This is a genomic window from uncultured Phascolarctobacterium sp. (assembly GCF_958349595.1).
Lineage (GTDB): Bacteria > Bacillota > Negativicutes > Acidaminococcales > Acidaminococcaceae > Phascolarctobacterium.
This window is the reverse complement of the sequence record NZ_CATWDQ010000005.1, coordinates 1-13,581: the sequence shown is the minus strand read 5'-3', so window position 1 is coordinate 13,581 and position 13,581 is coordinate 1. Positions and strand designations below refer to the sequence as shown.

Here is a 13,581-nt window from a genome sequence, read left to right as displayed (position 1 = left end):
TTATGTGTACAGAGAAGAGTCATAAAAGGTTCCCGGTTGCAAGACCATCGAAAAAAAAAATTTAAACTCGAACAATAATGTCTTGCGGGGGGGGACAAGTGTGATATAATACGTAAAATTCTTCTGGTTTAACTTTTAATTTTAGGAAAATATAAATTACTTGATTAAAAGTTTTTTATCTTTTGCAAATAAAATGAAAGTTAAAAATCAGGCAGGCTTTGATTTTGGCTGGAAATTTATTTTTGGCACTGTGGAAAATTAGGCGCAGGTTTGTCACAGTCGGAATAAGAGTGGCCTGACCATGAGGGGAACATGGCAAGCTGAATGGTGATTTCTATACTTACAGCAGGATTATCACCGACAGCTTTAATGGTCTTTTAAAATAAAAGGAGAAAGGGTTGAACAGGATGCAAAGAAAAGAATTGGAAAAGGCTATTGCAATGAGTTTGGTATTAACGGCATTTAGCGGCGGCGTGGGGACCGCAGCAGCTGTGTACCATGATACGGCAGGGGCATATGCTGTCGGTGCGCAGACAGTAACAGATGTGAAGGGGCTTGCTTTTGCCGGTTATGGACCTGGTTATCTGGCTCCGGCTGATGCGGCTGTGAGCGGTAATGGAACCGGTGTAGTGATGAATGTCAGCGGCGGTGCTTTTGGGGTCAATATCGGCAGCAGCTATAACACTGGTTTGGATGCCCACGGTATTGGCGCTTATAACGGTGCGGAGATCAATTTTGCAGCCGATACGACGTTGTCGGTCAATAATGCCGCTACTCATACAACGTTTGATAATCATGGCATCGTAGCAGGGACGGATTCGGTGATCAGGATCGATTCGTCGGCTGTTGATATCACTGTCAGCAACGGCAGTCATAACAGCGGTCTGCGTGTTTATAAAAATGGTCAGATCATCGTCAGTAATCCGCTGATAATGGACATCACTGCCGGAACTGCCGGCGGCAGCGGAGCTGCTTATGGCATTGCTGTCGATACGCATCTTGGCGAGGCAGGGGATGCCGGTCATGTAGAGACCGGTGCAGTAAAGATGACGATCAATGGCGGCAGCAGTGCGGGTGAGTATGATGCAGGCATTGCTGTAGAGCAGAGCGGTAGTTATACTGCTAATGATACGGTTGATATTACTGTGAGCAACAGTGCTAATGGCGGCCGTGTTGCCGGTGTCCAAAACCGTGGCGACGGTGCCGTGGTGATGCAGGATGTGAAAATAGCAGCCAGCAGCAGCGGCAGCAGTGAAGCTTTTGGTATTTATAATTATGCCGGCGGCAGCTATAACCTTAAAAATCTTGATATCACTGCGTCCAGCACCGGCGGGCAGGTCGTGGGGATCGCCAATATCAGCAGCGTTTCCGGTAAGGTATCGTCTTTTGAAGCTGCTGATATCACGATGGAGCTGCAGGGTAACGGCAGCGAGGTCTATGGTATCCAAAATGGTCTGGATAGTACGAATGCTTCTGATTTTAAAGCAGGCTCGATCAATATCAAGGCCGACAATAATGGTAATATCATTGGTATAACTAACAAGGTGGGCAGTACTTTCAGCGCTGGGGACATCGTGATCGATGGTACTGGCAAAAGTTTTATGTTTGGTATTGAAAACCAGACTGCCAATCAGATGGGGCTGGAGAATGTTACAGTCAAGCTGACGAAAAAGGATAGCGGTGGCGGTTCTACGGCAGGTATGCATGGAATATCGAACCCGTATATTGATTTTGCAGCTAAGAATACAACGGTGATCCTGGATAATACCAAGGGCACGGATAAGACTACCGGTATCAATGTCGGCAGCTATAAGGCTGATATCGACGGTGATCTGGGACTGGATATCAAGGGCAATACCGGTGATGTCGTGGGTGTTAACGGTACGGCCACAGTTGCCGGTGATGTGAATGCGATATTGAGCGGCGAGAAAAATGTTACCGGCATCAATGGTAATACTACGGTTGCCGGGGATTTGAATATGTCGGTAAATTCTCATGGCGCTACATATGGGATCATGGGCAGTACTACAGTTGATGGTGATGTAAATATGGTTGTTGTCAGTGACAGTGGTTCCGGGGTTTATGGTATCAGCGGTGCTACATCTGTCAAAGGCGATCTGAATATGTCTGTTACCGGCGGGCCGGGCAATATTTACTGCGTGAATGGTTCGCTTGATGTGGACGGCGATACTAATGTTACTTTATATGGAGCGAACAACGGTAATAATTATGCGCTGCAGGGCAGCCATATCAATCTTAACGGAGCGGTCAATAATATCCATGTTTATGACCAGAATGGCAATGGTTTACGCTGGGCGGGAGCTATCCGCGGTAAGGCTACTATTGCTGATAATTCTGTTACCAATGTGAGCGTGGTCAGTACTGGCAGCAACAGTGTAGAGATGTTGGATGGTCTGCGCGAAGGCCTGGACCTGGGTAAAAACGCAGTGCTGAATGTGGCGGTGATCGCGCCTAATGCTACGGTCGGCAACGGCAACGAGCAGCAAAAAGGCATGGTAGGAATTTTAAGTTGGAGCAACTATATTCCGATCGTTTTGCGGGAAGGGTCGCAGACTAATGTGACGATCAACGGCTGTGCAGTTAATGCTTCCGGCTATAACGGCGCTATCGGAATTTCCGGTGCGGTACAGGCCAGCGGTAATGTGAATGTCAATATCATCAGCGAGGGTGGTATCGGGTTGCTGGTATCAAGCTATCAACCCAGCGATGCTGTATATAACGGCGATGTGATCGTCAATACCAATAAGGGAACTGCTGTAGCGACAATTGACAGCAAGGATAATACATATGCCTACACCAGTTCGATCACTATTGATCCAGATGCAGGGAAAAAGGTGCAGCTGGTGGGCGATGTCAAGCATTTTGATGATGCGGCTATGCTTAATAACGGTGCGTCTATCGACATCAGCTTTAAAAATGCGTCTTCGTTCCTGACCGGCGCCAGTTTGGGGGCCAACAATACTGACAGGACGACCAGTTTGTCTTTTGACAATGGTTCGCTGTGGAATATGACAGGCGACAGTGTGGCGACGAAGCTGGTGAATGATAATGATGCGACGATAGATATGACGCAGGGCGCCGATACTTTGGCTGTGGCTGAGTATCAGGGCGACGGCGGCAATTTTATCATGGATACGGATCTGGGCAGCGAAACTGACGGCGATAAGATCACTATCGGCACAAAAACTACTGCCGGTGTAACTTATATCCAGGTTAAAGACGCCAGCTTGACGAACGGTCTGGGTGAGGTGACAGGTGTGAAAAACCTGCTGCTGGTAACGGACAACAGTGCCGAGCAGGCGGCACAGTTTGTAGGTAAGGAGCTTAATGCCGGCGGTTTGTGGGATGTGACGCCGACGATCGAAAACGGTCTGGCGGCTTTAGATGCTAACGGTAATCCTGTGGGTACAGTCAACGAGTGGTATTTGACGAAGATTGCGAAAAAAATCAATAATGATACCAGTGTTTTGCTGGATGCAGGCGATAACAGTTATGCTTTGTGGCGTAACAGCAATGATACCCTGCGCAAACGTCTGGGCGACTTGCGTCACCGCAGCAACCAGACTGACGGCGACGGCTTGTGGGCCCGTTATACCGGCGGCAAGTTTGGCAGCGGTAGTTTTGACAGCCATTATAATATGTACCAGCTGGGCTATGATAAAGCAGATAATGCCAAAAGCACCTATGGTTTTGCTTTGGAAAGAGGCACAGGGCGTGCTGATTACAGCCTGGGCAGCGGTAAGGACAAGCTGTTTGCCGGCAGCCTGTATGGCACCTGGTATGGCGAGCACGGTAACTATACCGATGTAGTTGCCAAAGCAGGCTTGTTTGATACAGATATCAGTTCTTATGGTGATTATCCTGATAAAGCAAATAATAAAAATCACGCTTACAGTTTGAGCATCGAATATGGCAAAACGATAGAGCTGAGCAAAGAACGCGGCGTCTTTATCGAGCCGCAGGCGCAGTTTATCATGGGCCGTTTGAGCAGCAGCAGCTATACGACAGACCGAGGCAACCATGTTTATATGGGCGGGGTCAACAGCTACATCGGCCGTTTAGGCTTTGTGCTGGGTCAGAAAACGTCGGAGAACAATGATGTGTATTTCAAGGCTAATCTGCTGCATGAGTTTGGCGGTGACCGCGATATTTATATGCGTGCCGCTAACGGCGAGACCTTGAGTGACAGTCGTGATTATGGCGATACCTGGTTTGAGCTGGGGCTGGGAACTAATGTCAAATTAGGTAACAGCAGCCATTTCTATGGCGATATCGAGCGCAGCTTTGGCGCTGATATTCAAAAAAAATGGCAGATCAACGCCGGCGTACGTTTTGAGTTTTAAATGAGCGCCGTTTCCCTTTTTTTCCTTTTGTTTTTCAACAGGGGTCAGAAACCCTCTACCCTGTTTGAAAATATTCCCCTAAACACCTGGTTTTAAACCAGGTGTTTTTCTTATGAAGATAGGGAATGTTTTAGTTATAGCGGGTCAAAAATCATATTTAAGAAGTGCAGCAAGAGTATTTGTAAATTTTTCTCTAATTTTTTTGAGGTCAGAGAAAAAAAGAAAAAATATAATACACAATTATTTTGTAATTGATTGAAATAAATATGAATTATAACATAGGGGGTATTATAAAGTGTTCATTATATTAACTATTTGTTGTATAAAAGTATAAAAATTTATATTTATAAAATAACTTGCTATTATAATTTATTTGTTGTATTATTGGCAAAGGGAATATAAAATAACAAAACAAATCTTCCAGGGGAATATTTGTTGCGAGAGGGTGCTTAACATGAAAAAGAAAAAATTGATCAGACAGTCTGTTCTGGCTGGTTTGCTGGCTGTGACCTGTCAGCAGGCAGTATGGGCGGCAGAAGGCATAGATATGCCTTTTTCTACAGTAAGTGCTTTAGAGGCGGTTGGGGGTATTGCGTCTATTGATTCAAGTAATATCAACCATCGTGATAAGGGCATTTCTGTCAGCAACAGCGATTTTATTTACAATAGCGGAGCTGTGAAGCTGGATATTACAGGCTTTACCGGTGCTATTAACAACAGTAGTTCTAATGGGATTTTTGGATATAATGGTACAGTCGATCTCAAGCAGATAGAACTGAATTTTACTGATGATCCGGGTATCGTACATAATATGGATGTTTACGGTGTAAAAACCTATGCGGCTGGCGTTATTAAGCTGGGGGACAGTTCCAAGATCACCGTTTCCGGTAATGTCAGCAATATCGATCCCAATAATCCCTATTATACGATGAAGGGATTATATGCAGGCGATAATGCTACGCTGGGGCCGGGCCGTATCGAAGTCGGTGACAGGTTTGAGCTGAATGTTATCAACGCCGGTGACGGTTGGACCTATGGCATTGATTCTTATGATGATGCCAGGATAACTGTTGGCGACAAAATGAAGATGTTTGTTTCGGGCGAAAAGGAAACCAGAGGAGTCGAGGTTGGCTTTCATGATGCGCAGCTTACTATTGGTGACGATGCAGAAATTACTGTCGAGAGCAAAAACGGTTCAGCGGTAGGCGCTTTCGTCTTTAATACCGGTCATTTGAATTTAGGTAATGGTTTAAAGCTGCACGTTACTGGCGAAGATGCAGCAAATGGGGCTTATGGGCTGGTAGTGCGGGGGACGGGCAGTGATGCGGTTTTAAACGGTGGAGAGATCGTTGCCAGGCAGGGCAGCGAAATGGGATATGCGATTTATAACAGTGATAACGGCGTTGTGACCGGCAATGAAGGCAGATACAGCATTTATGGCAAGATACTCAACCAAAGCGGCGGGAAAATAGATCTTGCTGCCAAAGGGGCTTCGCTGCTTGAAGGCTGGATCAGAACCGACAGTACGGCTGAAACCAATCTCAGTCTGACGGAGCATTCTCTGTGGAATATGACAGGGGATTCTAATCTGCAGCATCTGGTCAATGATAATTCGATCGTTGATATGACGCAGGACGGGAATACTTTCCATACCTTAACGGTCGAGAATCTCAGCGGCAATAATGGTGTTATCAAAATGGATATCGATGCCAGCCAGAATGTTTTGAACAGTGATAAGCTATATGTGACCGATACTCTGACAGGGACGCAGTACATTGATCTGTATGAAGTCAACGGTTATCAGCCGCTTGGGGCAGAGGGGGTCGGTACGGTTTTGGCAACTGTCAACAATCATAACGGCAGCTTTGCCGCGGTGGACGGCGAAGGCACGCTGTACTGGAAGCGTTATGAACTGGATCATCAGGATACTGCTGATACCAGCGGTAATTATACCAAGGACTGGTATTTGAAGCAGGTAACGAATATCGGTAATCCTACTACCAGTACGGATACGATCCTGTCGGCAAATGCTTTGAACTACCATACCTGGCGCAGCGAGAACGACAAGCTGCTGCAGCGAATGGGTGAACTGCGGCATAACGGTGAAGAAACGCAGGGGGCCTGGTTCAGACTGCGTGGGTCGAAGATCGGCCGCGATGGTAAATTCAGTTTTGAGAACAAGTATACTGCCTATGAGCTGGGGTATGATGCGGTGACTAAGCGTACCGAAGATAAGGTGCGTTATCAGGGTGCTGCGATCAGTTATGTGGACGGTGACAGCAGCTATAATCGCGGCAGCGGCGATAACAGCAGCAAGGCGATCAGCTTCTATAATACGGAAATAGGCAGTAAAGGTCATTATCTGGATGTAGTTTTTAAAGTGAGCAATATGGATAACGATTTTACGGTCTACGATACCAGAAATAACAAGATCACCGGCGACTTTAACAATACAGGTGTGTCGCTGAGCGCTGAGTATGGCCGCAAAAATGCGTTGCAAAATGGCTGGTACATCGAGCCGCAGGCGCAGTTTACTTTAGGCTATCTGGGCGGCGATAGCTATACTACCAGCAATGGCATCCAGGTCGACCAAAGCGGGATCAAGAGTGCTGTCGGACGCATTGGTTTCAATATCGGTAAAGAGGTTGGCAGTAAGGGGATCGTTTATGCGAAAGCAAATCTGCTGCACGAGTTTGGCGGCGGTTATGATGTGACGATGCATGACGGCACTGACAGTGTGAAGACTGGTGATACTTTTAACGATACCTGGTTTGAATATGGTATCGGCGCGGCATTTGCTACCGGCAAGACAAGTCATATTTATCTGGATGTGGAGCGCAGCTCCGGCAGCGACTTTACTAAGGATTGGCAGTGGAACGTCGGCGCACGCTGGACATTTTAACTGGCTTACATTGTTATAGGGGAATATTAGCAATGTATAAAGGTAAAATGTCGTGACTGCTGTCAGGTGCAGAAACAGCAAGGTAAAAGCAGCTGTTTCTGCACACAATTTAGGAATTTGCTTATAGGCTGGAAGCTGTAAATATAAAAACCACTCAACTGCATAGTTGAGTGGTTTTGCGTTACTTAATCCCAGCGTTTCAAAATATCGGCTACGATTTCTTTGTCTGTTTTTTTACGTTTCTTTTTTTCAAAGTTACGATAATTATTATCGCGGTGGTCGGTCGAATAATCTGCATAATCTATGTCGTTATGTTCATATTGCTCATAGCTGCGGTTGTAGTCGCCGTGGCCGTCGTCCAGAAGCAGGGGTACGAAGCCGGCAGCGGCAGGCAGCTTAAAGTTTGTCATGATATTTTCCATACAGCCCTCCGTCATCAGTTGTTGATCGTTATGTATATTTTAGCACGGATATAACGGCCGGTAAATGTTTTTGCGGCGATTGACAAAAATAGGCAACGGTTATACCATAAACACATAAAGGGGATGTTACTGTGAGTAAATCGTATAGAGATCAGTTCAAAGAAGAAAGTGCCAGACGCAGACGCCGTCAACAGAAACAGATCGCTGCTGTAATAATTTTGATCGGCGTACTGGTATCGGGTGCTTTGTGGTATTTGGAAGGGCTCAGCAAAGAGCGGCAGGCGACGCAGCAAACTATGCAGACACAGACTGCGACGCCGACTGAGCAGCCAAAGCAGGAGGTAAAGCCTGAAAAACCTGCTTCAGAACCGGCGAAGGAAGAACAGAAGCAGCCGGCAGCGGCTAAAACGGTCTATACGATATTGATAGATAAAAGTGATTACAAGCTGTATGTGCTGAAAGATAACGAAGTTGTTAAGCAGTGGGGCGTTGCCGTTGGTGCTAAGCCTGGGCAAAAGCAGCGTGCCGGCGATATGACTACGCCGACAGGTAAATTTGAGGTGGACGAGATCTTAGATGCGTCGTATTGGACGCATGATTTCGGTGACGGCAAGGGCGAGATCAAAGGCGCTTACGGGCCTAAATTTATTTCGCTGGTAACAGGCTGGGACGGCATCGGCATCCATGGCACACACGCGCCGGAATCTATCGGTACGATGGCCTCGGAAGGCTGCGTGAGAATGAGGAATGACGAGCTGCTGGAGCTTCTGCCTTATGTTCAGGTTGGCAGTAAAGTCACGATCAGAGAATAAATTGCCGTAAAATTCAGCATATAATGGCTTTTATACTGCTATAGCTTGACAAAAAGGCGATTCTGCGCTAAAATAACATCGTTGCGGAACTATAGCTCAGTTGGTTAGAGTACCTCGTTGACATCGAGGGGGTCACTGGTTCGAGTCCAGTTAGTTCCACCAAATTGAAGAGTAACCCCATAACTTCTGTGGAAGTTATGGGGTTGATTTTTTGCCATGCTGTCTATAAATTTAAAATACAAAAGCACCTGCGTGAAAACGCAGGTGCTTTGTGCTCCAGGCGGAGCAAAAGATATCGGCTCATCAATATCAATTGGAATTATAACACAGATATAGATTGCTGGCAATGACTTTCTTATCAGATGATGGTATCGAGTTAAAAGGACAGTTAATTTTAAATCTGTATAGTGACTTTGCTAATAATATATGTTATATTGTTAGACAAAACTTATTGCTAATAAAAAACATACTAAAGACAGGGGATGTAAATTATGAGAATCAAAGTCAGCGGTGAGTTGGGTACGGTAGTTATGAGCCTGGCAGTGATCGGCCTGTATTATGGTGCCGCCAGTTTTGTCGTCGAAAACATTCTTTTACGCAATCTTACTGAAGAAGAACGGGAAGAGCACATTTTGAGCAAGCTGTTGTTTTGGAGCACGGTACTTTTGCTGATTGCCGATGCTTTACTGGTTATTTTGCCGGCCTTTGGTATGCAGTTATTGCCGGTAACGCTTTTAGATTTTATCTAGCTGCACAGATATAAATTAGTTGAGCGCTGTGATTGAGACAGTCTGTAGCTTGTGATGATTGCTGCAGACTGTTTCTTTTATTTGCAGTTTATAATTATTTTGCTGGCCGTCTGACGCTGAAATAGGTTAAAATATAGATGCAGGCTGTGGTGAGATATCGGGCAGCAATTATAAAGGAGTGAGTGAAAATGGCAACAGTATACCCTTTTAAAAAATATAATTATAATGTTTTGATAGATGATAAATCAGTAGGGCATTTTTCAGAGGTGTCGGCACCTAATATAGATGTCGATCCGATTGAATACAGGGAAGGCAATCATCAGGCCACTGCACCTGGGAGAATGCCGGGTTTTGTAAAGTTTGGCAACGTGACACTGAAATGGGGGATGGCTGATTCGCAGTATTGGACGGATTGGTTTGCAAGTATTAAGAAGGGCGATCTTGAGCGGAAAAATGTGATGATCGAGCTTTTGGGTGACGACCAAAAAGCTGTAGCACGCTGGCAGATTTTTAACGCCTGGCCTGTTAAGTGGAGCTGTCCTGATGTTAGCACTGGCAGTGAAGAAATAGCGGTAGAGAGTATGGAACTGGCCCATGAAGGGCTGAATCGTGAAGTTTAAAACAGTCTTTGAAAATAATAAATTTTAGATATTGTAATGAGGTAATTTTTATGCGTAAGATTTTAGCGGGCAGGGTTTACAGGCATTTTAAAGGTAAGGCTTATAAAGTGCTGGTTGTGGCGCAGCATACGGAAACAGGTGAGCAGTGCGTTGTTTATCAGGCCTTGTATGGTGATTTTGCCTATTATGTACGGCCTTATGCGATGTTTGCTTCTGAGGTGGATCGTGAAAAGTATCCCGAGGCGGAGCAGCAGTACCGTTTTGAGCTGGTAGAAGAAAATCATGACTGATCATATTTTAAACGGCATACTGGGGCTGGCGGTAGGTGATGCTTTGGGCTATCCGGCACAGGGAAAAAGCCGCGAGAGTTTAAAATTCAGTCCGGTACTGGCAATGCAGCAGGGCTTATGGTCGGACGATACCAGCCTGACTTTATGCACGTTGGCGAGCCTGCGTGAAAATGACTGGCGGCTGGATTATTATGATTTGATGCGCCGTTTTGCCAGCTGGCTGCAGGAGGGGTATCTGACACCGGAGGGAACGGCGTTTGACGTTGGCGCGACAACGAAGCAGGCGCTGCTGAATTATTTGAACAGGATGCCGCTGGAACGCTGCGCGCCTCGTAACCAATGGAACTGCGGTAATGGTTCTCTGATGCGGATCTTACCGGTGGAGTTTTATCTGCAGGCCCATCCGGAAGCAGCTCGTTATGAAGCTATCAGGAATGTGTCGGCACTGACTCACGCGCATATTTGCTGTACTTTGGGCTGCTTTTTATATTGTACTGTTGCCGGTGAGATCATTCAGCACCGCGAACGCTTTAAACTGCATACCTTGCTGATGCGTGGTGTGGCGAAGGCTGTGGAGGAGCTGCGGCAGGTGGCCGATGCCGATGATAACCGGGAGCTGCATTATTACAGCCGTATTATTGACCGCAGTTTGTATGATTTGCCGGCTGCTGAGATCGAGAGCAGCGGTTATGTGGTAGATACGCTGGAAGCGGCGTTGTGGTGTCTGGCTAATACGGATTCGTACCGCGAGTGCCTGCTGTGGGCAGTAAATTTGGGTGACGATGCCGATACGGTAGCGGCTGTTGCCGGCAGCCTGGCAGGTTTGTATTATGGCTATGACAGTATTCCGCGCGAATGGCTGGCCGGGCTGAAAAATCTGGAAGCGATAGTCAGAGTGTGCGGTTAGCGTGATGAAGAAAACTACAGAACGATATGGAGACAGGAATGACAGTAGCTTATGAGTTGATCAGAAGTAAACGCAGGACGCTTGCCATCGTGATCGACAGCGAGGGAAAATGCAGCGTACGGGCACCGCTGCAGGCACGTTTAAGCGATATAGAAGGCTTTGTGCAGGAAAAAACCGCCTGGATACTGCAGAAGCAGCAGCAGTATGCTGCTGTGCAGAAAAAGCGGCAGTTTTTAGTGGCAGACGGAATACAGCTGCCTGTATTGGATAAAAGATATACTTTGCGGTTGGCAGAGGTGAAAGAGGTGCAGGAAAATGGTGCGGTACTGCTGTGCCCGCAGCGGGATTCGCAGCAGGCACTGGAAAAATGGCTGCGTGGGCAAGCCTTACTGGTTTTGCAGGAACGGACTGAATTTTTTGCGGAGCAGATGGGTATCACTTACAAAAACGTGAAGCTGTCGTCAGCGGCGAAGCGTTGGGGTTCTTGCAGTACGAATGGCAATTTGAATTTTTCCTGGCGGCTGGTATTTTATCCGCTGTCCGTTTTGGATTATGTGGTCGTGCATGAGCTGAGTCACATCGGTAATATGAATCACAGCTGTCGGTTTTGGCGGCGTGTAGCCAGCATTTTGCCGGATTATCAGGTGCGGCAGCGTTATTTACATGAGCATTCGTATATTTTACAGTGGTTAAGATAAAAACCCGCTTCTATAATTTTATAGAAGCGGGTTTGATCTATGTGCGTATTAATGATTTATTGACGTTTGGGCGGCAGTTGAGCTAACAGGATAGCGACAAAGACCAGGCCGCAGCCGCCAAGTTCGCGCAGGGAAAGCTGCTCGCCCAGCAGCAGCCAGCCCGCCAGAACGGAAAAGACGGATTCCATACTTAAAATAATCGAGGCTAAAATAACATTGACGTATTTCTGGCCGAGGATCTGCAGGGTATAGGCGATACCGCAGGACATGACGCCGGCATATAGGATCGGCAGCCAGGCCGCCTCAAGCGCTTCCAAGGTCGGCGTTTCGTAAAAGAAGATGGCCGGCAGGCTCAAAATGCCGCAGACGGCAAATTGCAGCAGCGACATCCGCACACCATCTACCAATACGGAGAAGCGTTCGATGGTGATGATATGCAGCGCGAAAAAGCAGGCGCAGGCGAAAATGATCATGTCGCCGTAGTTGACGCTGAAATTTTCGTTGATGCAGATAAAGTACATACCGGCAGCGGCAATCAAAACACTGAGCCATTGCAGCCTGGTAACGGCTTTATGGACGATGAGCCCGAACAGGGGCACGATAACGATATAGAGTGTGGTGATGAAGCCGGCTTTACCGACAGAGGTATAGCCGATGCCGATCTGCTGCAGTGTACTGGCGATCGTCAGCACGATACCACAGACGATGCCGCCGGTGATCAGGTCCTGACGTTCGGTCTTGTTATCAGTGCCCCAAATAGAAAAAGGCTTGCCGGCCAGACGGTCAAAAAAGGCTGCGCAGGGGATCAGAAAAGCGGCGCCGATCAGCGAACGGATACCGTTGAAGGTGAAAGCGCCTACGTGGTCGGCACCGACGCTTTGCGCTACGAAGGCCAAGCCCCAGATCAAGGCGCAGAAAAACAGCATCAGGCTGCCTTTAAGTTGATGTTGCTGCATCTATAACACTCCCTGTTATTTATAAAAGTAAGAACTTTTATATTTTAGCATTATTTTAAGGAAAGTTTAAGTATTTATGCAAAATTTTATAATTCGGAAAATTCAGCAGATAGCGCATTGATGACAGATAGTGTTATAATGAGGATAAATATTTAGAGTAGCTGGGGGCAGACTGATGAGCAGGGATTTTTTTGTAGCGGACTTTGAGTTTACGCAATATACTAAAAGAATGGGACGGCCGCGGGGATTTTTTTCAGAAATCATTGAGATCGGCGCGGTGAAGCTTGATGGAACTTCTCTTGAAGTCACAGGTAAGATCCAAAATTTTGTCCATCCGCATTTTTATCCGAAGCAGGCTAAAGAGGGGATGGATTTCTGTATGATCACTGAAAAAGATATGGAGACAGCTATCGAATTTAGTGAGATGCTGGAGCAGATCAAAGCGTTGTATGTACCGGGCAAGACTTATTTTGTGGCCTGGGGCAATGAGGATTATAAGGTAGTGGCAGAAGGCAGCCGGCGGCATAAGCTGGAAAACCCTGTTTTAGAAGAGGATTACCTTGATCTGGCGGCCGCCTACAAGCTGATGAAGGGCGACAGTTATACGACCGGGTTGAAGAAGGCGACGGAAGAACAAAACGTCGATACGGGCGGCTTGTGGCATACTGCTTATGACGATGCTGCTAATACTGGCAAGCTGCTGGTAAAATTGCTGGCAGGCGGTTGGACGCCGGAGGCGTATTTTGCTGCTGCGGCAGAACTGGAAAAATAAAAGATATAAAAAAAGCTTCGCTGCAGGATCGATCCTGAAGTGCTGTAGAGAAAATAGACAGAAAAAAGAAAAGCGTATCGTAGAATATC

At 46.7% G+C, this 13,581-nt stretch carries 11 protein-coding genes and 1 tRNA gene; 10 read left to right on the top strand and 2 right to left on the bottom strand.

Annotated features, from left to right (window positions below):
• Positions 1-407 precede the first annotated feature (407 nt).
• On the top strand, positions 408-4,364 hold the full coding sequence (locus Q4G98_RS05560; protein ID WP_301961882.1) for an autotransporter outer membrane beta-barrel domain-containing protein: 3,957 nt from the start codon (positions 408-410) through the stop codon (positions 4,362-4,364).
• 454 nt (positions 4,365-4,818) lie between these two features.
• Positions 4,819-7,266: an autotransporter outer membrane beta-barrel domain-containing protein gene (locus Q4G98_RS05555; RefSeq protein ID WP_301961881.1), complete on the top strand. Its 2,448-nt coding sequence runs from the start codon at positions 4,819-4,821 to the stop codon at positions 7,264-7,266.
• 185 nt (positions 7,267-7,451) lie between these two features.
• Here Q4G98_RS05555 and Q4G98_RS05550 read toward each other — a convergent pair whose 3' ends face one another.
• Complete coding sequence (locus Q4G98_RS05550; RefSeq protein ID WP_293548379.1) at positions 7,452-7,688, bottom strand: hypothetical protein; 237 nt, start codon at positions 7,686-7,688, stop codon at positions 7,452-7,454.
• A gap of 131 nt (positions 7,689-7,819) precedes the next feature.
• Between Q4G98_RS05550 and Q4G98_RS05545 the strand changes: the two genes are divergently transcribed.
• From Q4G98_RS05545 to Q4G98_RS05515, 7 genes are all read left to right on the top strand, one after another.
• Entirely contained in the window at positions 7,820-8,500 is a 681-nt protein-coding gene (locus Q4G98_RS05545) for a L,D-transpeptidase (RefSeq protein WP_298562633.1), read from the top strand.
• A gap of 85 nt (positions 8,501-8,585) precedes the next feature.
• Positions 8,586-8,662 (top strand) — tRNA-Val (locus Q4G98_RS05540).
• Positions 8,663-8,991: 329 nt separating this feature from the next.
• Positions 8,992-9,249, top strand: a complete 258-nt coding sequence (locus Q4G98_RS05535; protein ID WP_177560599.1) for a hypothetical protein — start codon at positions 8,992-8,994, stop codon at positions 9,247-9,249.
• 188 nt (positions 9,250-9,437) lie between these two features.
• Entirely contained in the window at positions 9,438-9,869 is a 432-nt protein-coding gene (locus Q4G98_RS05530; protein ID WP_298562631.1) for a phage tail protein, read from the top strand.
• Between the two features lie 50 nt (positions 9,870-9,919).
• Positions 9,920-10,159, top strand: a complete 240-nt coding sequence (locus Q4G98_RS05525; RefSeq protein WP_177560601.1) for a DUF1653 domain-containing protein — start codon at positions 9,920-9,922, stop codon at positions 10,157-10,159.
• Positions 10,152-11,066, top strand: a complete 915-nt coding sequence (locus tag Q4G98_RS05520) for an ADP-ribosylglycohydrolase family protein (RefSeq protein WP_298562628.1) — start codon at positions 10,152-10,154, stop codon at positions 11,064-11,066. Before Q4G98_RS05525 ends, Q4G98_RS05520 begins: the two co-directional genes overlap by 8 nt.
• A 38-nt stretch (positions 11,067-11,104) precedes the next feature.
• Positions 11,105-11,764 (top strand): M48 family metallopeptidase, encoded by a 660-nt coding sequence (locus tag Q4G98_RS05515; protein WP_298562626.1) that lies wholly within the window; start codon positions 11,105-11,107, stop codon positions 11,762-11,764.
• Positions 11,765-11,820: 56 nt separating this feature from the next.
• Here Q4G98_RS05515 and Q4G98_RS05510 read toward each other — a convergent pair whose 3' ends face one another.
• Entirely contained in the window at positions 11,821-12,720 is a 900-nt protein-coding gene (locus tag Q4G98_RS05510; protein WP_293548390.1) for a DMT family transporter, read from the bottom strand.
• 175 nt (positions 12,721-12,895) lie between these two features.
• Between Q4G98_RS05510 and Q4G98_RS05505 the strand changes: the two genes are divergently transcribed.
• The gene (locus Q4G98_RS05505) at positions 12,896-13,492 is read left to right on the top strand and encodes an exonuclease domain-containing protein (protein ID WP_298562624.1); all 597 of its coding nucleotides are present in this window, start codon (positions 12,896-12,898) and stop codon (positions 13,490-13,492) included.
• Positions 13,493-13,581: the final 89 nt, after the last annotated feature.